At 54.1% G+C, this 23,648-nt stretch carries 20 protein-coding genes and 1 tRNA gene; 18 read left to right on the top strand and 3 right to left on the bottom strand.

What is annotated here, in order from left to right; all coding sequences use genetic code 11:
* Positions 1-33 precede the first annotated feature (33 nt).
* Both H8K03_04240 and H8K03_04235 read right to left on the bottom strand, forming a co-directional pair.
* Positions 34-2,637, bottom strand: a complete 2,604-nt coding sequence (locus H8K03_04240) for a DEAD/DEAH box helicase (protein ID UVT21134.1) — start codon at positions 2,635-2,637, stop codon at positions 34-36.
* 1 nt (position 2,638) lies between these two features.
* Positions 2,639-3,373, bottom strand: coding sequence for a DUF1837 domain-containing protein (locus H8K03_04235; GenBank protein ID UVT21133.1), 735 nt, complete (start codon positions 3,371-3,373; stop codon positions 2,639-2,641).
* A gap of 502 nt (positions 3,374-3,875) precedes the next feature.
* Between H8K03_04235 and H8K03_04230 the strand changes: the two genes are divergently transcribed.
* The 5 genes from H8K03_04230 to H8K03_04210 all read left to right on the top strand — a co-directional run bounded on the left by H8K03_04230 (position 3,876) and on the right by H8K03_04210 (position 8,024).
* Positions 3,876-4,511 carry a hypothetical protein gene (locus H8K03_04230; protein ID UVT21132.1) on the top strand — a complete coding sequence of 212 codons (636 nt, stop codon included), beginning with the start codon at positions 3,876-3,878 and terminating at the stop codon, positions 4,509-4,511.
* 154 nt (positions 4,512-4,665) lie between these two features.
* On the top strand, positions 4,666-5,694 hold the full coding sequence (locus tag H8K03_04225; GenBank protein UVT21131.1) for an AAA family ATPase: 1,029 nt from the start codon (positions 4,666-4,668) through the stop codon (positions 5,692-5,694).
* Between the two features lie 530 nt (positions 5,695-6,224).
* Positions 6,225-6,425: a helix-turn-helix domain-containing protein gene (locus H8K03_04220; GenBank protein ID UVT21130.1), complete on the top strand. Its 201-nt coding sequence runs from the start codon at positions 6,225-6,227 to the stop codon at positions 6,423-6,425.
* 31 nt (positions 6,426-6,456) lie between these two features.
* Positions 6,457-6,894: a helix-turn-helix transcriptional regulator gene (locus tag H8K03_04215; protein UVT21129.1), complete on the top strand. Its 438-nt coding sequence runs from the start codon at positions 6,457-6,459 to the stop codon at positions 6,892-6,894.
* Positions 6,895-6,908: 14 nt separating this feature from the next.
* Complete coding sequence (locus H8K03_04210; GenBank protein UVT21128.1) at positions 6,909-8,024, top strand: site-specific integrase; 1,116 nt, start codon at positions 6,909-6,911, stop codon at positions 8,022-8,024.
* A gap of 5 nt (positions 8,025-8,029) precedes the next feature.
* Here the strand turns inward: H8K03_04210 and H8K03_04205 are convergent.
* Positions 8,030-8,105 (bottom strand) — tRNA-Thr (locus H8K03_04205).
* Between the two features lie 1,421 nt (positions 8,106-9,526).
* On the opposite strand from H8K03_04205, the gene H8K03_04200 reads away from it, so the two are divergent.
* The 13 genes from H8K03_04200 to H8K03_04140 all read left to right on the top strand — a co-directional run bounded on the left by H8K03_04200 (position 9,527) and on the right by H8K03_04140 (position 23,544).
* Positions 9,527-10,978 carry a sigma-54-dependent Fis family transcriptional regulator gene (locus tag H8K03_04200; protein ID UVT21127.1) on the top strand — a complete coding sequence of 484 codons (1,452 nt, stop codon included), beginning with the start codon at positions 9,527-9,529 and terminating at the stop codon, positions 10,976-10,978.
* Between the two features lie 172 nt (positions 10,979-11,150).
* Entirely contained in the window at positions 11,151-13,277 is a 2,127-nt protein-coding gene (locus H8K03_04195) for a tetratricopeptide repeat protein (protein ID UVT21126.1), read from the top strand.
* The gene (locus H8K03_04190) at positions 13,274-14,551 is read left to right on the top strand and encodes a PAS domain-containing protein (GenBank protein UVT21125.1); all 1,278 of its coding nucleotides are present in this window, start codon (positions 13,274-13,276) and stop codon (positions 14,549-14,551) included. The genes H8K03_04195 and H8K03_04190 overlap by 4 nt, the downstream gene beginning before the upstream one ends.
* A 16-nt stretch (positions 14,552-14,567) precedes the next feature.
* Positions 14,568-15,980, top strand: a complete 1,413-nt coding sequence (locus H8K03_04185) for a sigma-54-dependent Fis family transcriptional regulator (protein ID UVT21124.1) — start codon at positions 14,568-14,570, stop codon at positions 15,978-15,980.
* A 201-nt stretch (positions 15,981-16,181) separates the two neighbouring features.
* On the top strand, positions 16,182-16,592 hold the full coding sequence (gene flgB, locus H8K03_04180) for a flagellar basal body rod protein FlgB (GenBank protein UVT21123.1): 411 nt from the start codon (positions 16,182-16,184) through the stop codon (positions 16,590-16,592).
* 74 nt (positions 16,593-16,666) lie between these two features.
* Positions 16,667-17,116 carry a flagellar basal body rod protein FlgC gene (gene flgC / locus H8K03_04175; GenBank protein UVT21122.1) on the top strand — a complete coding sequence of 150 codons (450 nt, stop codon included), beginning with the start codon at positions 16,667-16,669 and terminating at the stop codon, positions 17,114-17,116.
* Positions 17,116-17,430: a flagellar hook-basal body complex protein FliE gene (gene fliE, locus H8K03_04170; protein ID UVT21121.1), complete on the top strand. Its 315-nt coding sequence runs from the start codon at positions 17,116-17,118 to the stop codon at positions 17,428-17,430. Before flgC ends, fliE begins: the two co-directional genes overlap by 1 nt.
* Before the next feature lie 23 nt (positions 17,431-17,453).
* On the top strand, positions 17,454-19,028 hold the full coding sequence (fliF, locus tag H8K03_04165; protein UVT21120.1) for a flagellar M-ring protein FliF: 1,575 nt from the start codon (positions 17,454-17,456) through the stop codon (positions 19,026-19,028).
* 9 nt (positions 19,029-19,037) lie between these two features.
* The gene (gene fliG, locus H8K03_04160) at positions 19,038-20,030 is read left to right on the top strand and encodes a flagellar motor switch protein FliG (GenBank protein ID UVT21119.1); all 993 of its coding nucleotides are present in this window, start codon (positions 19,038-19,040) and stop codon (positions 20,028-20,030) included.
* A complete protein-coding gene (locus H8K03_04155; protein ID UVT21118.1) occupies positions 20,030-21,055 on the top strand; it encodes a response regulator in 1,026 nt (341 codons plus the stop codon). The genes fliG and H8K03_04155 overlap by 1 nt, the downstream gene beginning before the upstream one ends.
* Entirely contained in the window at positions 21,045-22,352 is a 1,308-nt protein-coding gene (locus H8K03_04150; GenBank protein ID UVT21117.1) for a FliI/YscN family ATPase, read from the top strand. Before H8K03_04155 ends, H8K03_04150 begins: the two co-directional genes overlap by 11 nt.
* A complete protein-coding gene (gene fliJ / locus H8K03_04145; protein UVT21116.1) occupies positions 22,349-22,789 on the top strand; it encodes a flagellar export protein FliJ in 441 nt (146 codons plus the stop codon). Before H8K03_04150 ends, fliJ begins: the two co-directional genes overlap by 4 nt.
* Positions 22,786-23,544: a hypothetical protein gene (locus H8K03_04140; GenBank protein UVT21115.1), complete on the top strand. Its 759-nt coding sequence runs from the start codon at positions 22,786-22,788 to the stop codon at positions 23,542-23,544. The genes fliJ and H8K03_04140 overlap by 4 nt, the downstream gene beginning before the upstream one ends.
* Positions 23,545-23,648: the final 104 nt, after the last annotated feature.

The following is a 23,648-nucleotide window of genomic DNA, read 5'->3' as shown; positions in this document are numbered from 1 at the left end:
GGATATGGTGAATCATAAATGATTCGTCATGTATCAAAATGATTCAGGGTTCTGATGGAGGCTTGTTTCAATTTCTGCCTTTATAACCGGTGAGAGATCGTTATATAGCTGTCGGTTGTCTCTTAACCACGAAACGCACTCGAATTCCGTTAATTCATCGTTTGGTATGATCTCCGCCAGTGCCACAGCGGTAGTGCGGGATAGACCTAGGCTAATCAAGGATAGCTGTGTAGTGCTATTGATGCCGTACTCTAGTCTAAGAGCTATATCTTTTATGGGTTCAATTAAGTCTTCCCTATGTATTGATTTTAGATGGAAGCTCAACACGTCTACATAACAGCCAATATATTTAGGGGCTTCGAATCTGGCTACTTGTTCCACGTCTGCCATAGTGTCTCTTATTACCTTTGCAATATTTGCGGGACGATCCATTCTCCTTAAGTAATTGATCCTCTCAGAAATTAATCTAGCGAGAGGATGTCCCTCCAACCAATTTGTAATGAGCAGACCTAAGACATATGTTCGCCCCGCATGACCAAATACAGGCCCAAGGGTCTTATTAATCCTGGACAGTAACATTGTATATTGCAGAACGGCCTGGTCGCTCTCAGATGGAATTGGTACGAATTTTTGCGGGTCCAATTCTTCTTCACGAAAATAAGCCAACAGATTTTCCATGGCGAGTGGGCTGATCCCAGGATTGCGGGTCGCTATGCTAGCAGGTAGGTTTAGGTTCGAACAAATGTTCTCAATCATTGTCTGCAGATCTTGAATGTTCCCATTCGGTAATTTATGTGTCCAGGGGGTGTTATAAATTGAGCCAAATCTTAACTGCGTCGAAACCAAGTAAGAGAATGAATACTCTAAGTCAGGCCGTTGCATGGCCGTCGTCCTTGGGGTTCCATTCTCAATGAACTCGATTAGATCAGTGGGATGGCGTAGGACCTCATCGGAGGTACGCTGAATTGTATATTTATGTCTTATCCTAGGTGCAGGCAACCTCCATACCTTAGAGTCATGAGGATCTATGCAGACTATGTTTCCTTGAAACTCCTGACCCCACCGTCCAGCTCTTCCAGCCAGATTCCAGAAGTCGGCGTCTTTCATCGGTGTATTTCTGCCCTTTCTTGGTCCTCGAACAAATACGTTTCTACATGGCAGGTTTACACCTTCTAGAAGTGTGGATGTGCAAATCAGATATTTAATTATGTTTGCGCGAAAAAGCCTTTCGATTTCTGATTTCAAAAGAAGTGGCATGTTTCCATAGTGAAACGCGATGCCCCTCGATGCGACAGTACCTAGCAGGTATTCTTGATGAACTACAGTTCTAGATAACTGTATCAATCCTGCTACTTCTAACTGTTGTTGAGGTGACAGAGGTGGGAGAATCCCATAAAGCTGCTTAGCTATCTTTTCCGCCTCCGCTGCTCCATTAACATAAATAAGATTGCCCCCCTCGTTACCTCCAAGAGCAGAAGCCACAAAAGTGAGTCGCTTACTTGTCGATGTAGGAGCAAATCGCATTACAAACCTACCAATGGCTGTTGGCTCGCCCTCCAGGATAAGATCCATGTTCCATTCCTTGGGTCTACCTGGGACATGAGATACCCAAAGGAGGTTCTGGTTAACCATGGGGGCATCATTTGATATTGCCCGCGTCTTTCTCTGAGGCTCATCCTGGAGCTGATCTTGCTCGATCAGCGATTCAATGTTGTCAGCCATTGGTGCTGCAAATATAAGTTTCATACCTGGATTTGCTGCCAAAGAGGTTTCTATGACCGACTGCAGCAATATCCCACGATAACCGTCTCCCAACTTTTGTGCTTCGTCAACAATCAAGGAGGTGATTTGCATTTCGTAATTGGTAGAAGCAAGTAGGAGATGCAATCTTTCCTGAGTGAAGACTAGTACATTAGCCACACCGGGCCTGATGCTAGAATGAAGTGGTACTGAGGAAACATGAATCGATAAGGTAAGGTTAGCTTCTTCAAAACAACGCCGTAAATCTTCTTCTACTTGTTGAACGAGTGCACGAGTTGGCACCAGGTAAACGATAGTTGACTCCAAGTGTTCTCTTGCATAGTGAGAAATCCAGTTAGACATAATGAAAGACTTTCCCGCTGATGTTGGGGCAGAGAGGCTAAGCCAATCGCTTTCATTAATGGCATCCCAAAACGAACGTTGGAATTTATTCAAGTGCAAGATCTTATCGGTATTTAGCGCTAGCGAATATTCCATTGCTCGTGCGGTCCAGTCCATACGGAGAGGAGGAGGCAATCTTTCATCAATTCCTGCGGGTATTATGTTGCGGCTTTCGGCTAACTCGATAGCGATTCGATTGCCGAGACAGTCCAAAATTACTGCGGCAGCATCCTTATGCTGTCCTCTGCTTGAACCATCATTTAAGCAATGCTGAGCAATTCGCAGCGAGGTGTCTTGATGAGCTTCGTTGTTGGATTGCGCCAATAGGCTGGCGCATAACAGTAGGTGATTCCAGTCGTGCTCTATACGCTTATAATCTTCAACAGGTTCGACTTGTTTAAATTGTTTAAGGACAGAGGTTGCGACGACATTCCTAACATCTCTCTTAAAGAATGACCGTTCTGCTAGCCAGCCCTGTAATTCTGCTTTTCCCAATTTATATACCTAGTTCCTTTTTAAATCTTTCGCGATATTCCTCTACTGAAGGAAAGGGGAAACAGAACAACTCTAGGCGAAATGAAGTAAGACTTTCATTCTTAATATTTCTTGCAATCAGACTATTCCACAAGCTCATCTCACTACTAATTTCAGCAGCAAGACCCTCAATAGTCTTTTTATTTGGCTCAACTGGGTATAGCTCATTGTCAAATCCAATCAGGCCTAACCCTCGAAATTCTACTTTGTTGTAATGCGGATTGCTCTTATCCAGCAAAATCTTAAGGGCGGTTTCAAGATCAGGGTTGTTGAGGTCTAGTTGATCTCTAAGCAGTTGGAGGTCGCGATTTTGAGCTGCTTCACTGCCACCTGCGTCAAGGAGATATGGAGCAATATCTTTAATACAGCTTGCTATGGCGCTAGCTGGAGTTTTATGCAACTTTGCCTCACCCCAGTAAAGAGCTAGTTGTTTCGTATCTTCAGTGACGCCCACGTGTATACCATCACTGCCGTGAACATGCATGGCAGCGCTGGTCTTAAGTGGCATTTTGCAAAGGAGCTGCGGAAGTTTAAGGAGCTTCTCTGCGAGCAGATAAAGCAGCAGCTCTCCTCCTTCTCCACTATTTAGAAGGTAAGTAAATAGTTTGCGGGCTTCATTCCCCAATCTAATCAACTCGGCAGGAATTCCACTAGCCTTTGCTTTTTCGATTCGACTGCGCGGTATTGCATAGGTCAACGAGTGAACTGCGAGTTCTTCTATGAAATCCTTTACCCGTGGATTGCCAGAGCCATCGAGTGCGAGGCAGTAGCATCGCACATTCGCTTTGGTGCTCGGTAAGACAGTCGTTCTGGCAACGCAGTGTATAAACGCGTCTAAGGTGTCATGTGGAATCTGTAATAGCTTATTTAGGTGGGGGGTAAGATCGACCTCGGATTTTTGTTGTGATGCAGGATGCAAGTTGGTTTTAGAAGTCAGATTAAGTGCTAACCATGCAGTCTGGGCTTATGTCATAATTGTGGGTATTTTAGGTGGTTATCAGATAACTAGCAAGTCCTGACGGTTGCGAGGCCTAGGGCCGTTCTATTAGAGATAATCCAATTTATTAAAACATCTCCTCAATGGCAGATCGGATTTTGTGTGAGTTGCTGTATGAGGAAACGGGGTGTGTGGAATGCCAAACCAAAAGATTCTGAACAGATGGACCATTGCAGACTTCGTCAGACATTACGGAGTAGAAATGGATTTGGACTACGAAGTTGCACCAGATGAATGGAAGTCGGTTGTATCCTCAAAAATGCTTTTGATTGAAGATGCAAAGACATTGAAAGCATTCTTGACCAATGCGAGGGCATTATGGATCAGACGGCATGATCCCAAGAGGCAGCGCGGTAGACCTTCCGAAAGAGCAGATGTGTTCAAAATTCTATGGAACCATGAATTGAGACGTCCTGTCGCTAGACACATTACGCAAGGCGGGCTTATCCGGCTTGTGCAAAACACTGTCGAAGCTGAGCGGTCACCACAGGATGTCATCAAACAGGATGCCATAAGAAAGTATGTAAGAATGTGGGTTATCCTTAAAAGAACTGGGAAGGTGTTCCCTGACTTAGAATTACCACGTGCAGATATCAAGTATTTCGACAAACATGCATCAAAAACTATGAAGGCAATTCGTAACTATTTGCGGCTAGCAAAATCACTATCCCCAGGCCAGAAATTTATGAAAGGCTGGCATTTGACGCGCACAGCCGCGATTGACGGAACGCTTGATATAGGAGCCTTATTTCACCTTCCTCCTACTTCACCCCAGAATCTTGACGTTGAAAAGGAACTGAGAGCTGAGATCGCTGACTTTCTCCCACCAACAGCCTAGCCGATAAATTCGTTCCCATTTTGTCCCCCTGAACAATTCAGTTTCAATTTATCCAGTCTGGTTCCATTTTTCTTGCAACGATATCCTCCCAGCAAGCTGCAGCGACTTTTTGAAGTGACAAACGCTGAAAACATTTGCTGAAGAGGAGATAGCTATGCCCGCACTACAAATACCACTCCCACTTGTCCTATTTGCGAAAATCATGGAATCGGAACTGGCACCAGTTGAATGGGTCATAGAGCCGGTCATTGCGAAAGGTGATCGGGTGATCATTTACGGTGAATATGGCTCGATGAAATCATGGCTATTGCTTGATATGGGACTCCATATCGCAGCTGGGGAACATTGGCTGAATCAGTTCAAGGTTCCTTCACCAGCAAGAGTTCTGTACCTCGATGAAGAAATGAATAGCAGGACATTGCAACGACGCATACGTCGGCTTGGGATCGAAAGGAACTTCAGGGCGAGCGATATTCCGTTTGCGCATCTGTCCCAAGTAGGTATCACGTTTAATGCTGACGGAGCAGGACAGCTATTGGAGGCACTTAACCAATCGCAGTTTGACCCGGACATCATCATCATTGAAACGCTGCGAAGGGTTATTGTTGGCAGTGAGAATGAAGCGGAAAGTGTTGGCGCATTCTGGCGTAATCTTCAACCTCTTCGAGTCAGTGGGAAGACTATTATCATCTCCCATCACATGAGAAAGCCTAACCCGAACGGCTGGGATGACAACCGCCATAGAGCTAGCGGATCGACCGATATTTTGGCTGGAGCTGATTCAGGCTTTGCGGTTATGCGAAAGGGGAATGCGTTGCAAGTGCAGTGTGTGAAATCGCGCGAAGCAGAGGAAGTCAAACCATTCCTTGTAGCCTTTCAAGAAGGTCAAGGGAATGAAAGGCCTATCAGCATGCAATTTGAAAGTTTCAACGAAACGTCAAATGCTCAGCGACCAGAAAGCCAGGTAGAGAAGGCCAACAGGTTGATACAAGATTACGTTTCTAGAACTACTGAGAGGCATGCAGCAACTGAGGAAATCCTAGCGTACTTATCAGGCTTTGGCATTACCGAAAGAACAGCCCAGAGAACATTAAGCCGCATACAGCTGCTATCGAGAGGCAAGATCTATAAAGAGAGTAAGGGAGTGTGGGCTGTGACGGAACCCAGCTCTGAAGAGCAGTAGTCAATATGCGCCAATGCGTCATCTCTTATAGGGAAAGGCGGTGGCGGCGGACTACGCCGTAACCAGCTCTGCAGTCTGCGATGGGTGTACCGGCAATCGTTTAATAGTGAAAAAGGATCATAGTTAGGTGCCACATTTCGAAACAATCAATCCAGGGGTAGGGCCATCCATAGGGATGCGGTGGATCTTTTCCAAAAAGGTCACCTAGCCCCTGGTTTCTTACAAAGGACAAGCATTTATGAGGAGACTAACAGCAATCCAGGCTATCAGAGAGAAGTGTATTGACTGTTCCTGTTACCAGCTTAAAGAAGTTCGTCTGTGTCCAGTGACCAATTGTGCCCTTTGGCCTTACCGAATGGGTAGGCGTCCAACGGATGAAGTTTACAAGGAACTGTTAGCTATACAGGCTGCCAAGATGAGGTCTGCTGCATAAAAAAGAGAAATGCACATACATCGTCTTACAATAGCAATATCAAGGATTTATGGATTCCTTATGCTTGCGCTGTGGCCCCATTGTGGAAGGAGAAAGGATGATGGTTTCTAAGAAGCTTCTAACGGTTAAGGAGGTCAGCCTGTACACCGGCTTGGCTACCGATACCATTTACTCGATGGTCAGCCAAAGGAGAATACCTTATCTCAAGGTCGGACGATTGGTGAAGTTTGACGTGGAACTACTGAATAAGTGGCTCATGCAGAACACTGTTATGCCTATGTCCAAGATTACCTATTGACAGTTGTACTCACAACTGAGTACATGTGATCATGCTTAGACTTAAAGCTATAAGAAAGGAGGCGCGAAAAACCTTGCGACAATTGAGCAAGGATTCGGGGGTTGGTCTTGCTACGCTTGTACGCCTGGAACAGGGAGAATACGACCCCCGCCTTTCAACCCTTCTCGCTATAGCAGCGACTTTGGGTGTGGCGGTGCCCGAATTACTTGGTGGCCCAGGGCGTTTTTCTAAACATCAACCTAATCAAAGGAGGGAGGAGATGAAGAATCAAGATGATCCAAAAGGCCGAAACGCCGCCGTAGACCAGGCGATCAAGGCCTTGGAAAAGTGGCTTAGTCAATATGTGGAGAGGGGTCTATGGGAGCGTTATACATGGAACTATGAGTATAAGCAGGTTAGATCGGCAACTAAGCACGTAAAAACATTACTAACGAACCTTAAGGGGCCGGACACAAGGATGCATGAATGACGGGGAGGAGCTATATGGGACTGACCAAACGGAAGGACAGTTACTATGTCGAGTTTCGAGTTACTGATGATGGCAGAACGCTTAAACTGTCATCAGAAGCCCAAGGTGGAAAGCTTCGACGGTGGAAAGTAGGTAGTAGTAATAGGACGGTTGCTAAGCAGCAGGAAGCCCTAATCAAAACTGACCTTATGAAAGGAGCGATCAAGAGCGATAGAGAAAGGTTGATTACCTTCGAAGAGTGGGCAAATGACTATCTACAATCAGAGCAAGTCCAGCGGCTACGATCTCTCAAGGATCGGATAAACGTGGTCAGCCTTCAGTTGGTTCCATATTTTGGAAAGAAACTCCTGACGGCCATCACCCCGGAGGATGTGGAGGCGTATCGTGCTCAACGCAGAAAGTATGACGGAGAGGCTCCACGATTGCAGACCATTAACAATGACCATATCATCCTCAAGCATTGTTTGAACGTAGCACGACGTAAGGGGCTACTTTCCGTCAATCCTGCGACCCTGGTACCGATTCCCTATGCTAACAACGAACGGGATAAGGTATTGACGGCTGAAGAATGGCTACGGCTCTTTGAGGCGGCTGCTCCACACCTCAAGCCTATTTTGCTGACCGCCTACCACCTAGGACAGCGATTAGGCGAGATTCTCAATCTGACATGGGATCGGGTTGATCTGCATCGGGGGATTATCACTCTGAGAGCAATAGACACAAAAACGAACAAACGTCGCCAAATACCCATGACACCACAAGTGAAGGCAACCTTGAGCCAACTAGCCAAGGTTCGAGATATTGCCCACAAGCATGTATTTGTCTATCAGAGGAATCCAGTGAGTGAGGTCAAAACGGCATTCAAGACAGCTTGCCGGAAGGCTGGAATTGAAAACTTACGCTTTCATGACTTGCGACACTGTGCTGCGACCAACTTGAGGCGAGCAGGGGTCGATACCACTACGGCAATGCAGATCATTGGTCACAAGTCGCCGCTCATGTGGAAACGTTATAACAGTGTGGCGGAGAGTGATCTATTAACGGCTGCGAATAAGCTGAATGCCTACCTTTCTAACACTGTAATAACACCTGCCGATGATCGTGAATCAGGGTCAGTCGTAAGTGCTTGAAAGGTTGGAGCTGGCGAGAGGAATCGAACCTCCAACCTGCGGTTTACAAAACCGCTGCTCTGCCGATTGAGCTACGCCAGCCCTCTAAGAATTTCGAGGAGTTGTCCTTTTATCCTTTATGGGGTGCTCCGTCAAGTGTTCTGGGCGTGTGCTGTTGGAGATACTTTCCGAGTCGGTGTGCCGCCTGAGTTAAGTCTTCCTCTCGAATCTAATTATACCGCTTCCACAGTTGAGGGGAGTGTGTACCCCACTCGCCAAGACCAACGATTTCCCGTCTTCGCTCTCGATCACGCGAAACTTCACATAGCCACTATCAGGCCGCTGGGTTAGTCCCATGAGTGTCTTCCGTGGTTTGGCGGTGCGCTGCTCTCATTAGACCTTCTTCATGCGACCTTCACCCTGTCTTCATCTCCCAGCGGTAGGCTGTCTACATCGATTAAACGAAAGGGGAACCTATGGACACCAATTGGCTGATATTCGGTGGGACGATTCTTGGGTTAGTAATTGCGGGAGTGGTCGTCTACAAAAAGGGTCAACAGCGGCAAAAGTGAGAACTAACCTGAAGGCCCTTCCCGATTCGCCTATGGGCCGTTTCGGAGTGCAGCCTGAGACGGTTCCATAGGCATAATTGTTGTGTTTCAGATCAATGAAGAAATGTTCACGAAATCGTCATCGGGAATTCATGTTCGCAGGATAGGCTAAAGACAAGAGGAGGGAGGTGAACACATTATGACAATCCTCATAGAAGTATTCTTGTTGGCCACCATCGTTGGGTTGGTGTACCAAGTGTTTCAACTCGCGCGGCGTTAGCCTGTGTGCGACACCCATTCTGTGAACGACACGGAGGCTTTGTGAATCGGCAATAAGGGCATGCTCCTCAAAATACTTCTGGGACTGTGCCCGCATTCCCGATTTGTCACCGGTATAAGAGAGTTCAACAGCTGGATTAGTTACCCTGACAATCACCCGCTGTTGGCTGGCCTAAAGGGAGTCGTCTAGAGTCACCCACCTGGACGACTTCCTTTGGCTTCTTCCTGCGGTTCTTTTTAACACTCTAAGAGCTATTGCTCGTCCTTCTCCTTACACTCCCGGACACTTCCGGCCACGTGACACGAACTCATAGAACACTGCCGGGCTAGATTGCCCCTCTACGTCTTCACCTGGTTTCCTAAATCGGGGATGTGCTGGTTTGCCTCTGGATCGCCTGCGCGGGTATCAGTGCGAATTGTCTCGCTCGGATAGAGTCTAACTACGCGTTGCTCCTTGTCGTCGGTTAACCTCTACAGTGTGCGGTGTGAGTTCCTCTTCCGCTTGGGCCAGCTCTCTTTTGAGTTCTTCGATACGTTGCTTGGCGAATGACATGTGGTGTCCTTTCACTAGAACCTCTCAAGTAATCTCCCTCCGATCAGGTTGCTGTTGGGTAACTGATATAACTTGCATTGGATGCCCTTGGTGATTATCCTAACCCCGCCGCGTACTTCGTATTCCCAATGGTATCGACCATGAGTCAAGTCCACGTGTTGGTTGTCGACGACGATCCCGCGCTTCGGGACATTCTGCAGGAAACGCTCGTGCAGGAGGGATACAGTGTCTCGACTGCAGAGGATGGGACTGCGGCGATCCGTGCGGTCAGGGAGGCAGTGGTCCATATCGTGATCACGGACTTTCAGCTGCCCGACATCGACGGACTTGCCATTATCGATCGCCTTGCCAAGCTCGACGCGAAAATCATTCCCATCATGATGACCGGATTCGGCACGATCGAAACCGCTGTCCGTGCCATGAAGTCCGGCGCGTTCGATTTCATTACGAAGCCGTTTGATCTCGAGACGGTTGCGGTGGTGGTGCGGAAGGCGGCGGAGTTTCATCGCCTGCGTCAAGAAAACCACCTCTTGAGAAAGGCCGTGCGAGATCAATACCGGCTGGAGCAATTGGTGGGCATCAGCGAGCCCATGCAGCAGGTGATGGACTTCGTGCAAAAAGTCGCCGACAGCGACAGTACGGTGATGATTCAAGGGGAGAGCGGCACGGGCAAGGAGCTGGTGGCCCGCATGCTCCACTTCAATAGTCTCCGAAGAGATCGCCCGTTGGTCCCGGTGAATTGCGGAGCCATTCCTGAAAATCTGCTGGAATCGGAACTCTTCGGGCACGAAAAGGGCGCGTTTACCGGTGCCACCCATCCGCGGATGGGCCGTTTTGAGTTGGCGCATGGCGGGACCATCTTTCTCGATGAAATCGGGGAAATGAGCCTCCCGCTGCAAGTGAAGCTGCTCCGTGTGCTGCAAGAACGGGAATTCGAACGGGTGGGGGGAAATCGGACGATTCATGTGGACGTGCGCATCATCGCCGCGACGAATCAGGATTTGGAAACGCTCGTGGAGGAAAGGCGATTCCGCAAGGATCTGTTCTATCGGCTCAACGTGATTCCGATCGTCATCCCGCCCCTCCGAGACCGCCGCAGCGACATTCCGCTCCTCATCGATCACTTTTTGACCCGCTTCAATCAGAGCAAGCACACCGAGGTGTCGGGTTTTACCCCCGAGGCTCTGCATCAGTTGACCGAGTACGACTGGCCTGGGAACATTCGCGAGCTGGAGAATATGGTCGAACGGTTGGTCGTCCTGAAGAAGCACGGCATTCTGTCGGCAGAGGATCTTCCGCAGAAGATCGGTCCGAAACCGGCCGCCCCTGAATTCAAGGAACAGTTCTTCAGATTCAGTGAGGACGGCATCAATCTCTCCAGAGAGGTCGAGCAGTACGAAAAGCACCTCATCATGGAGGCGTTACGCAAGGCAAACGGCGTCACGTCTCGCGCCGCTCAACTTCTCCATCTCAATCGAACGACGTTGGTCGAAAAACTCAAACGCAAAGGCGTTGATCCGCGATCCCACCTGGAAACGCTCCCATTGTGGCCCGGGCCATCCAGTCAAAAGATTGACGATATCGCGACCTAGCCGACGCCAATCCTGACGCCGCCAGCCGCGGTTCACGACCGCTCACGATAAGTGTCATGATTTCCTTCGAGTTTTCTGCGGATGCACAGGGCATGAGCCTTGCTGATGCCCTATCGCCGTGCATCGATACCGCCCTTTATATGCTCCGTTGATTCTCTGGACCGCCGTCTGGATGGCGATCCCTCCCTCAGCCATTGGGGAGTCTTCCGGCCGCTCATCTCCTCCCATCTTGTCGGCCGCCGTCACCGAGCGGGCCCCCTCGGTGCGCAATCCGGAGCCGGTCGACCGGCTCCTGCAGCTCTTGCCCGACGACGGGCCCCGTCTGGAAGGCCTCTCTCAAGGAATTGAAGGTCTGGCGTGGGAAGAAGGCCAGTCTGCCTATAGAAAGAAATCCTGGGTGGAAGCGCGACGATTTTTCGAGATGATCGTCAAAGAACATCCGGCAAGCGTACTCGTTCCGTCGGCGAAGGCGTTTTTGGTTGAGCTGTCGCTTCGTGACGAGCTCTCCACGCCACACCGGTTGGATGCGATTCAGGAATACAAAAAGCTTCTTCATGATCATCCACAGTCTGCGAACGCCAGAAGAGCGGAATGGCGGATCGCGGATTTATACATCGATCAAGGGTGGTTTCAGGAAGCACAGGCGTTCTATGAACAAGCCATGGCCCATTCCGCCCACCTTCCGTTCGACGCGAATCGGGCTCTACTCGGGCTGGGACATACGTTCATGGCGATGAGCAAATGGAAGGACGCCGAGCACGCCTATGCCAATGTGAGAAAGCGAAGCGAGGATGACCGGCTGCTTCAAGGGGCCACGCTGGGATTGGCCCATGCCCTGTTCCGGCAGAGACGATTTGCGGAGGCGCATATCTTCTACGACTTGAGTTATCGGCGATGGCCGACCCTCTTCAGAGGTGACCCTCTGACTCTTCAGTGGTATGCCGTTACACAGGTTGAATTGCATCATGAGGCACCTGTCCGAGAGCTCATGATGCTGTTCTACAATCTGTACCCGCATCACGAGTACGCGCCTGCAGCGTTGCTGCAGGCGGCCGAGAGCTTCCGGGCGGGGGCCAAACAGCCGCTCGCGGAGTTTGTCTATGCGTTGATTCCCTCGCTGTACCCTCAAAGCCCGTTGGCGGCGACGGCCAGGCTGCGGATCGCCACGCTTCGCGGGGAAAGCATGCTTCCTGCCGGAGGAAATTGGGTCGGGCTCACGGTACGCGCCATGATGCACGACGTACCGGTCCCGGATCAGACCGACACATCCTACCGAGCGCTGCTGGAGGCGATCGCGACGCAAGAGACGGATACTCCCATCGGTGGCGAGGCACTGTTTTACCTGGGGAAGGGGTATGAAGATGCGAATGACATGAATCGGGCGCTTGGTGCATACAGGGACGTCACCATTCGAACCGAGCCTGGAAGCGCTCCGTGGGCGATGAAGGCTTCGGAGCGTCTGTCGGCCCTCTTGACGCCTTGGATCGAAGCGGCGGTGTCCTCGCATGACGATCTCACGGTGGTGAGTCTCTTTCATCGCTACGGCGCAACCGGAGAACAACGCTATGCGCGTTCTCCTTTGCTGCTCGAAATCGCCGAGGCCCATCGACGCATCGGGTTCGCACGGGAGGCCCTGCGGCTTCACCAACAGGTGATGAAGGCGCATCGGGAGCCGGCCTTGATCGAACCGGCCTTAATCAGCCTTGGAAAGATCTATCTCGATCAACGGGATCCTGAGGCCGCCCGAAAAGTCCTTGAGCGATACCGGTTTCAGTTTCCTATCGGACAATACGAAGGGGAAGTGCTGCATCTGCTCATCGCCGCCATGCGGCAGCAGCGGGATCTGCAAGGCCTTCTCCATCTCTGTCGCACATGGCTCATACGCCATCCGGTTCATCCTGAACGGCCGGCGATGTATCTGCAGTTGGCCAAGACCTTGGGAGAACTGGAGAAGCTCGACGAGTCCGCGCTGGCGTACGAAGAAGCGTTCAAAGCCGGCGCGGGGAAATCGCCCGATACACTCCTGGCTTACGCGGATACCTTGTCTCGATTGAATCGGCATGAACGAGCCATCACGGCTTATCTGGCGGTGTTGGAAAAGAAACCGAAGGCGAGCCAAGCCGAATGGGCGCATCTCCAAACCGCCCAGCATTGGACGGCGTTGAAGCAGTACGATCGCGCCACCGTCGCGCTGGCGGAGCTCGATGTGGCCGGTGATCAGACGGTCAACCGGTTGGCGGCATCGCTGAAAGCCAGCTTGCAAGTCGTCCGTCGTTCGGCGAATGCGGAGGGATTATGACCAGCGCGACCACAGGGCGTCCTGAGGAACGGGAACTGCTTTGCGCGGCATTCAAAAGTTTTGATGAAGCCGCCCATACCCTGCAGCAATCGTATCACGCGCTCACGGCGCGTGTGGAGCAGATGGATGTGGAATTGGCTCACAGCAACGAGGCGCTGCGCCGGCAGCTCGGTCAGAACGAGGCCATGCGCGTGCATCTGGACGGCATCCTCGAGTCCTTATCGACCGGGGTCTTGGTGGTGGACGATTCCGAGATCATCAGCCGGAGCAACCGAGCCGCCGGAACGTTGCTCGGGGCGACGGATGCCGAACTGCGGAATCGTCGCGCATCCGACGTCTTGGCACGTGCGGGCCTCAGCGTGTGCGATCGGCCGCAACGCATCGGGCAGGCGTTGGTCTCAATCAGTCGGGTACCGTTGCACAACGATTCCGGAGATGCCTCCGGTCACCTCGTCCTGATTCAGGACATCACTCGGGTGTATCAGCTTGAAGAGCAATTACAGCGCAAGGAACGACTGGCGGCCATGGGGGAGCTCATCGGACGGATCGCACATGAAATCAGAAATCCGTTGGGCAGCGTGGAGCTCTTTGCATCCATGCTCCAGCGCGATCTCGATGAGCACCCGTCTGCCAAACGCTATGCCGAACAGATTTCGCAGGCTGTCCAATCGATGGACCGCTTGTTGGCCAATCTCTTGCTGTACACAACACCGGTACGCATGGCTCGTGGCTGGTACCCGGTTGACCCGTTGATCCGTAATTCCATCAAGCTGGCCGCCCATACGATCGCCAAAGCGCCGGTGGAGATTCGAGTCGACATCGATCGAGAGACCCCGTCGATCTGGTGCCATGAGGGGCAGTTGAAACAGGTCGTCTTGAATCTGGTCGTGAACGCCGTGCAGGCGATGCCTAACGGAGGCATCTTGGTGGTCGGTCTTCAACAAGAACCGGCGCACACACTCGGCATGCCCGCCGTTCGGCTGACCGTGCGCGATTCCGGTACCGGCATCGACCCGGCTCTTCGCTCGCGCATATTTGATCCCTTCTTCACGACGAAAGACGAGGGAACCGGCCTCGGCCTTGCTATCGTCCATTCAATCATCGAAGCCCATCAAGGACGGATCGATGTCGAAAGCACAGTCGGGCAAGGCACCTCCTGTTCGATCATTCTGCCGCACCCATCGGCGTCCTCGAATCAGAGTGAGGGTCCGGTCATGGCGCGGAACGGGAATGCATCCGATGTAACGGACCCTGTGGAAAGCAATGTGATGTGACTGGAGGATTGGTCTCATGAGTGATCGCGATAAAAACAGCCCTCTTCCGGAGAGTGCCGAGGAAAACGAACGCGTTCTGATTGTGGACGATGACCCGTCGATGCGAGCAGCGCTGATGGAAACCGTCAGGCGGCTTGGGTATTCCGTGCAAGGGGCGTCCGACGGCGTCGATGCCATGGAACGGATCGTCCGGTTTCGTCCTTGGATGGTGCTGACCGACCTCAGGATGCCGCGCCTGAACGGCCTGGACTTGATCAAAGAGATCAAGTCGCGCGCTCCGCAGGTCACGATCGTGCTCATGACGGCGTATGGCACGATCGAAACGGCGGTCGAGGCGATGAAGCTGGGCGCCAGCGAGTACCTCTTGAAACCGTTTTCAATGGACTTGCTGGAGCGAGTCGTCGTGAACCTCAAAGTGGGACGGGAAGAAGGGGCGGGAACAGACCTGCCGACCCAACCGACGGACACCCGGGCGATATTAACTCAAGACCCGGGCATGGTCAGGCTCTTAAGCACAATCGAAGGGGTGGCTTCCAGTCAAGCGACCGTGCTGATCCATGGAGAGAGCGGTACGGGAAAAGAGCTCCTGGCTCGGTTCATCCACAATAGGAGCCCACGGGCGCATCGACCGTTCATTGCGGTCAATTGTGCCGCATTGCCGGACGGACTACTCGAGAGCGAACTCTTCGGCCACGAGCGCGGCGCGTTTACCGGCGCCTTGATCAGAAAAATCGGGAAGTTTGAGATGGCGCATTCCGGAACGCTGCTCTTGGACGAAATCAGCGAAATGAACCTGACCCTCCAAGCGAAGCTGCTGCGTGTCTTGCAAGAACGCGAGGTGGATCGGATCGGAGGCCGCGATCCGGTTCCCGTCAACATCCGCGTGATCGCAACGACGAATCGGGCGCTCTATCGCGAGGTCGAACAAGGCCGCTTTCGCGAGGATCTCTACTATCGTTTGAACGTATTTCCCATCACCGTCCCGCCGCTACGCGAGCGCATCGCCGATATTCCTCTCCTCGCGCGGCATTTTGTGAACCAATCGGCCACGAGGAACGGCCTGACTCCGCCGTCCTTGTCGGAGAGCGCCATCGCGCACTTGCAACGGCTGGCGTGGAAGGGAAACGTGCGCGAGTTGGAGAATGTGATGGAACGGGCGGTGCTGTTGGCCGGGCAGAGTCCCATCCTTCCCGATCATTGTCCTCCGGAGCGAAGCGATGAGACGGCGGCGCAGCCCGTCCGTCCGCAACAGCCGGCCAACGGATCTCTGTGGGAGATGGAACGGGAATTGATCTTTAAGACGCTGGCGCGTGTGAAAGACAATCGCACACACGCCGCGAAAGAATTGGGCATCAGCATCCGCACGTTACGAAACAAGCTGCGGGAGTATCGGGAGAGCGAGCAGCCCTTGTCGATCATCACGCCATGAGGGAGGCAAGAATTGCCGGTCGGCAAGTTCGTCCCGAGCCACGGCTCGCGCCAAACAGAGAACCACAACACGTGCTGCGACAAGCCGTGTGATAGGGACGAAGCTGGGGTCTCGGCCATAACCGGATGGTTTAAGCAGGCATTAGGGTTGCAATCAAAGTGCAAACGGTACGCCGACGCATACTGAAGGGAGCACAAGGCTATGACGATTTTTGATCGAACCATGCGACTGTTGGAACGGACACTTGATCTTCGCAGTGCGCGGCAACGTGTGATCGCCTCGAACCTGGCCAACGAAGAAACACCAGGCTATCGCGCATCAGAGCTGAACTTTATGGACCAATTGCATTCTGCGCACAAGGGGCGCCTGCCGATCATGCTGGCGGCCACTCAGTCCGGGCATTTCGGCGTCCATGGGCCGCAAGGGGTGCAAGCCGTCACAGGGAAGCTCAGCGAAATGCCGGCAGGGGATCTCCCTCTCGACGCGAACTCCGTGAATCTCGAGTTGGAGATGGCGAAGTTATCTGAGAACGCGATGCAGTACAACGCGGCGACCACGATACTGGCCGCCAGGTTCCGGGGGTTGTTGAGCGCCATACGAGATGCGCGATGACGAATCACCGTCAACAAACAATTGACGTCCGACAGATGGTTGCCGAGAGCTGACTGCCATCGAGGAGGTTGTGTATGGAAATGTCCGACAGTATGGCCGTATCGGTTTCCGGTTTAGACGCCCAACGGCGACGACTCAATGTCATTGCCAGCAATCTTGCGAACGCGCAATCGACCAAGACGCCGACGGGTGGTCCGTACAAGCGACGTGACGTCGTCTTTCGCTCGACGGCGGTCCCCAGCGCGTTTCAGCGGGCCTTCCGCCAAGTCGCCCTTGGACCATCGGCGCATGCGCTCGAAGGGGTTTCCGTGGCAAAGGTCGTGGAAGATCCCAAACCCGGGCAACTGATTTATGACCCGCATCACCCGGATGCCGACAAAAAAGGGTTTGTCCGTCTGCCCAATGTGAACGTCATGGAAGAAATGGTGAACATGATCGGGGCATCGCGCGCCTATGAAGCCAATGTCCAGGCGATCAACGCGACACGCGCCATGTGGAATAAGGCGCTCGAGATCGGGAGGTAATGATGAGTCAGATTTACGGCGTGACATCCGGTATCGCTCCCATCGCCGATGTGGCGAAGATTGGGACGGCAGGCCCCGCCGAAACCTCGGGTACCTCCGGGTTCGTGGACTCTCTCAAGTCCGCCATCGGAAAAGTCAACGAGGCGAGAATAGAATCCAACCGGGCGGTGGATGCCCTCATGACGGGTGAATCGCAGGATCTTCATCGCACGATGGTCGCCCTGCAGGAGGCGGACGTGTCGTTCCAATTGATGATGCAGATCCGGAACAAGCTGGTCGCAGCATATGAAGAGATTCAACGGATGCAGCTCTGATCAACCGGAAGGAGTGAGGGAACGTGGCCGGTATATTTTCAAAATTCTCCATCAATCAGCGGATGATCATCCTCATTGCGTTGGCCGGGTCCGTTGCGGGTCTCATTGCCCTTACTCTATGGACGCAGCAACCGGACATGCAGGTGCTGTTCACCAACCTCAGCACTGAAGACGCAGCCGCCATCGTCGACAAGCTCAAAGAAACAAAGGTGCCGTACGAAACGACCGGCGGCGGATCGACGGTGCTCGTTCCGACCGCTCAGGTTCACGATCTGCGGCTTCAACTGGCGACCCAAGGGCTTCCCCACGGCGGCGGGGTCGGGTTTGAAATTTTCGATCGAACATCGATCGGCATGTCCGAATTCGTCCAGAAGCTGAACTATCGTCGCGCCCTACAGGGAGAGTTGGCGAGAACCATCGCGCAGCTGCCGGAAGTCGAACGGGCCCGTGTGCATCTGGCCATTCCGGAGCGTCGTCTTTTCGCCAGCGAACAGGAAAAAGCGCGCGCGTCGGTCATTCTTTCGCTCCGCAGCGGACAACAGCTGACTCAGTCGCAGGTGCAAGGGGTGATCCATCTGGTCTCCAGCAGTATCGAAGGGCTGCAGGCCCGAGATGTCACGGTGGTGGATGGACACGGCCGCATGTTGTCGTCCACGGCGACGGACGAGACGTCGGGGTTGACCAACTCGCAGCTCGAATACCAACGCAGTATCGAAAAGGATGTGGAGACCCGCATTCAAACGATGTTGGAGCGAATCGTCGGGCCCAACAAGGCGGTGGTCCGTGTGTCCAGCCTGGTCGATTTCCGCAAGGTCGAGACGACGGAAGAGCGCTATGATCCGAACAGCCAGGTGGTGAGGAGCGAGCAGCGCGGGCAGGAAAAAGCCAATGGCTCCAACGGGGTCGGCGGCGGGGTTCCCGGTGTGCAGTCGAATGTACCGCCGGGAACGGATCTGGAACCGCCTCAGACCAGTTCGAGCAGCAGCCAGACGAAAAACGAGACGGTGAACTATGAAATCAGCCGAACAGTCTCAAAAATCGTGGAGCCGGTGGGGGTCATCAAGCAATTGTCGGTCGCGGTGCTGGTCGACGGCATCTATGAAACCGCAAAAGCCGGTGAGGGGCAATCGGCGGACACGCCGGTCGTCGCACGAAAATACACTCCGCGTTCGGAGGAAGATTTAAAACGGATTGAGGAAATCGTCAAGAAGGCGATGGGCTTTTCGGCCGAGCGGCAAGATCAAGTTGAAGTCGTCAATGTCCAATTCGGCACGGAGCCGGAAGAAGCACAGGGTGCGACGGCAGAGGCCATGGCGGAAGGCCCAAGGCCGTGGCTGCCGTATCTCCGCTACGGGGTCGGAATTCTGCTGTTTACGGTGATTCTCCTCTTCGTCGTCCGTCCGTTGCTGGCCATGCTGGGTTCGACGACGGAGCAGATGCCGGCCGAGGCGGTCGCCTCTGCATTACCCGGCGCTGTGGGAATGGGGGAAGCTTCCTTGCCGAACGCGCCGGATCGAGCTCAGATCATCGACATGGCCAGAAAGAATCCAGACACGACGGCGGTTGTCGTCAAACAGTGGCTCAAGAATCCAACCTAGTACGTTGAGATGACGAAGAACCTGACGGGTGAGCAGAAAGCAGCCATTCTTCTTCGCGCCATCGGGGAAGAGGCGGCTGCCCAGGTCTTGAAGCAACTCGACCCCAAAGAAATCAAAAAGTTGGGAAGCTTCATGGACGGCACGGCGCAAATCTCGCGAGACGAGGAAGATGCGGTCATCTCGGACTTTCGCGCCCAGAGCGCGACGGGACAAGTCCAGTTCCATGGAAAAGAGTTTATCAGGACCGTCCTCAATAAGGCGTTGGGTCCGGAAAAGGCGGCACGGATCATCGAATCGATGGCCCGAAAAACCTATCCCGGCCTGGAAGCGCTGAAATGGGTTGATGTGAGGAGCCTGGTTCAAATGCTGAGAATCGAGCATGCCCAGACGGTGGCGGTGGTGCTCGCCCACCTTGAAAGTGAACAAGCCGGGCAGGTGCTGGCCGGGCTTCCGGAATCGATGCGCGGGGACGTGGCGCTTCGGCTCGCGACCATGGAGGAAGTGCAGCCGGAGGTCTTGGAGGAACTCAGCCAAAGTATGCAAGAGGCGTTATTGACCAGTAAAGGAATGGGATCGCAGAGCATCGGAGGGCCTGAAGTGATGGCCGACATTCTGACAAGAATGGACAAGGCCAACGAAGGCGGCATTATGGTCAGGATCGCCGAGAAGAGCCAGCCGCTGGCCGACGCCATCCGGGCGCTCATGTTCGTGTTCGACGACCTTATCAAAGTCGACGACCGCGGCATGCAGGAATTGATGAAGGAGATCAGCAAGGAAGACCTTCCGTTGGCCCTCCGCGGCGCCAATCCGGAGGTCAAGGAGAAATTCTTCAAGAACATGTCGAGCCGTGCTTCGGAAATGTTGAAGGACGATATGGAGTCCAAGGGACCGGTCAAGGTATCCGATATCGAGAAGGCTCAGCAGAATATCCTTAAAGTATGCCGCAAGCTGGAGGAGGAAAGCCGCATCGTCATCGCCGGACCGGGAGAGGAGATGCTGTAGTGACGGGTATGACCATCCCGTGGATGACCGCGCGCGAACGAGGGGTTCCACGACTTCAGGGCAGCATCCTAGTCGTTGACGATGACGAGGGAGTTCGCAATTTGTTCGTCGAACTGTTCAAGCCGGAGCGAGTGCCCATTCGAGTCTCCGGTTCGGGCCAGGAGGCGCTATCGATGGTGAAGCAGATGGCGCCGGCGTTGCTGATCGTCGATGTCTTACTGCCGGATCAAGACGGGATTGCAGTGCTCGAAGAAGCACAGCGGATCGACAATCGGATTATCGGCGTGGCGATGACCGGAGCGGCGACGGTGGAACTCGCCGTCCGCGCGATGAAGGCCGGCGCCACCGATTTTTTGATGAAGCCCTTTCAAAACGAAGTCGTCCTGGCAACCGTGCGCCGCCTACTGGAACTCCATCGGCTGCGCACCGAAAATACGGTCTTGAAACATGCCGCCGTGCGATCCGGCGCGATACGTCTGCAGAGCGCACCCTTCCAGACCTTCGGAGACGGAGAGGCGCTCCGAAGAGAGGACGATCCGACGGAATACGAGCGAGGTCTGGCGGACGGCCGGCGACAGACGGAAGAGCAGCGCCGGCACGATATCACGGTGCTGACCGATGCCGTCAGAAAGTTCGATGCCGCCCGGTCACTGCTCCGACAGACGGTCGACGACGAAGTCATCGCACTCGCGCTTCAGATTGTGTCCAAGATTCTTCACGAGTCGGCCGAGTCGCGCCGGGAACAGATCGTTGTGCAGGTCAAAGCCGCGTTGGGCGTCATTCGAGAGTCAGGCGGCGTCGTGATACGGGTCCATCCGGCGGATGCAGCGGTGCTCGAGGCTGTTCGGACGGAACTCACGGGGCAGCAGGATATTGCGTTGACGATCACCATCGAACCGGTGCCGTCTCTTCCACGGGGAAGCTGCCTGCTGCACACCGCAACTCGACAAGTCGATGCTTCTCTCGATACCCAACTGTTCCGTTTGGGCGATGTCTTGAAGAACAGGCCTCATCATGAGTCTTAGTCAGCTCATCGAGCAGGTCGAGCCGATCGAAATCTCCGGAAGAGTTGCCCAAGCTGTCGGGATCGTTGTGGAAGGGTATGGGCCGATGACGACCGTCGGAGAACTGTGCCGGATTACAAGAGAAGCCTGTGGGGGACCGATCGCGGCGGAGGTGGTGGGATTCCGTGGGGATCGTGTCTTGCTGATGCCGCTGGGCGACATGCAGGGCATCGGGCCGGGCAGCCGAATTACGATGACGGGCCACGTGGCGGATCTCGCCGTCGGACCGGGTTTGTTGGGAAGGGTGCTCGATGGTTGTGGAAACCCGATGGACGGCAAAGGGCCGCTGAGGACCGAAGAACGCTATCCGCTTCATGCCGGTGCGCCGAATCCGCTTCAACGAGCCCGCGTCCAGGTTCCCCTCGATCTCGGCGTTCGGGCGATCAACGGCTTTCTGACGTGCGGGCGCGGGCAGAAAATGGGTATTTTTTCCGGATCGGGGGTCGGAAAGAGTGTGTTGTTGGGGATGATCAGCCGCTATACGAAAGCGGAGGTCAACGTCATCGCCCTCATAGGAGAACGAGGCCGTGAGGTCAACGAGTTCTTGGAACGCGATCTCGGCGCGGAGGCACTCGGACGCTCGGTCGTCGTCGTGGCGACTTCCGACCAAGCCCCGCTCGTGCGGATACGCGCGGCGCTGGTCGCCACGACCATTGCGGAGTATTTTCGTGACGCCGGGAAACAGGTCTTGCTGTTGATGGATTCGCTGACCAGATTGGCCTACGGCCAGCGAGAAGTCGGGCTGGCGATCGGCGAACCTCCGACGACCAAAGGGTATACGCCGTCTGTGTTCGCGCTGTTGCCCAAGCTCCTGGAACGCGTCGGAACCGGACCGGGACCGGGAACCATTACGGGATTGTATACCGTGCTGGTGGATGGCGATGATCTCAGTGATCCGATCGCGGATTCGGTCCGTTCGATCTTGGACGGCCATATCGTCCTGTCACGCGCGCTGGCCGCGCGCAATCATTTTCCTGCGATCGATCTTCTCCAGAGCGCCAGCCGTGTGATGCGGGATATCGTCGGGCGACCGCAGTACGATGCCGCCAGGCGTCTTCTCGAATTAGTGGCCCGGTATCGCCAATCCGAAGATCTGGTACTGTTGGGAGCCTACAAGTCGGGGATGAATGCCGGACTCGACCGCGCCGTTCAGGCGCAAGAGGCGATCAACTCGTATTTGAGGCAGGACATTGAGGAGCCCTCGAGTTTAGCCGCGTCGGTGCAGCAGCTTGAGGCGCTGGCCCAGAAGACGGCATGAGTCTCGATTCGTTGCAGAAGCTGCGCGCCCAGACCGTAGAGGCCTTGATGATGGAATTGGCGCAGATCACCCAAACTCTCGCCCGCAGCGAGGAACGCCATCGCAACATTGAAGCTCAGATTCAAACGGATTCCGCGGACTATGAACGACACACGAAGCAAGGGCTGACGATCGAAGCCTTGTTGGAATGGCAAGCACGCATGGATTCCCAACAAACCGCACTGCGGCACGCGCGTAGCGAGATCAACCAGGCCGCTTCGGCATGGCAGCATACCAAGTCTCTCCTTGTCGAAGCCAGTCAGGAGTGCAAGCTGCTTGAGCTGGTGGCGGAAAAGCGCCAGGAAGCGAAGCGGGCGGACATGGGGCGTCAAGAGCAGCGGATCACGGATGATGCCGCGAGCCGCCGGTATTCCAGCGGAAGCGAGAATAGGTCATGAAGGTACGATCTACGCAGGTCAGGGTAAATCCATTTCGTCTCGGCGGCATTGGACATCTTGCTGTGAATATGCCGAGGAGGAACCGGCGGTCGTCGCTGTGGACGATGGTCGGCGGGATCATCGGCTCGACCATCCTCCTGTGGGTGATGGTGCAATTGGGACAAGCCTCATCCGGACCCAAACCAAAGACGCTGCCTCTGCCGCAAAGTTCAGTGAAACAAAGTCAGCCACAGCCTATGCAAGAGGGGGAAAGCACCGAAGGCGAATCCCGCGACGATGCCAAGCTGTTGGCACCCCCCGTGACGCAGGGGCCGGCAATCAATCTGCCCCGCGAAGTGATCGAGATGCTGGAACAGCGAAAGCGCGATTTGGACCGGCGCGAGGACGCGATCCGGGAAAACGAAGAACGGCTCATGATCGTGAGGAGTCAGGTCGAGCAACTCTTGGACCAGAACGAAGCCTTGGAAAAGCGAATTCAGAGCGCGCAGGGCAAAGACGACCGTTCACCGGCTCAACTCGCCAAAATCCGCGCAGAGAAGGACCGTGCGGGACAGGATCAGCGGATGCAACTCGCCAAAATCTATGAAGCCATGGCGTCAGAGGACGCCGCCGCACGCCTGGAACGTATGCCGGACCGCAAAGCGATCGAGATTCTCCGGATGGTCAAATCCAAAACCGCCGGAGCGATCCTGGCCCAGGTCAAAGCGGACCGGGCCGCAAAACTCACCGAACAGCTGTTGGCGCAAACACCGTAGAGACGTTTCAGGTCTTCCTTGATCTCTGCCCGTGCTTGTCCAACGGAGATGGCCGCGTTGGCAATTCTCATCTATGGCCATTTGCTTCGTTACCGCGATATGCC

The sequence above is a fragment of the Nitrospira sp. genome (assembly GCA_024760545.1).
Taxonomy (GTDB): domain Bacteria; phylum Nitrospirota; class Nitrospiria; order Nitrospirales; family Nitrospiraceae; genus Nitrospira_D.
This window is presented reverse-complemented; position numbering and strand designations above follow the sequence as displayed.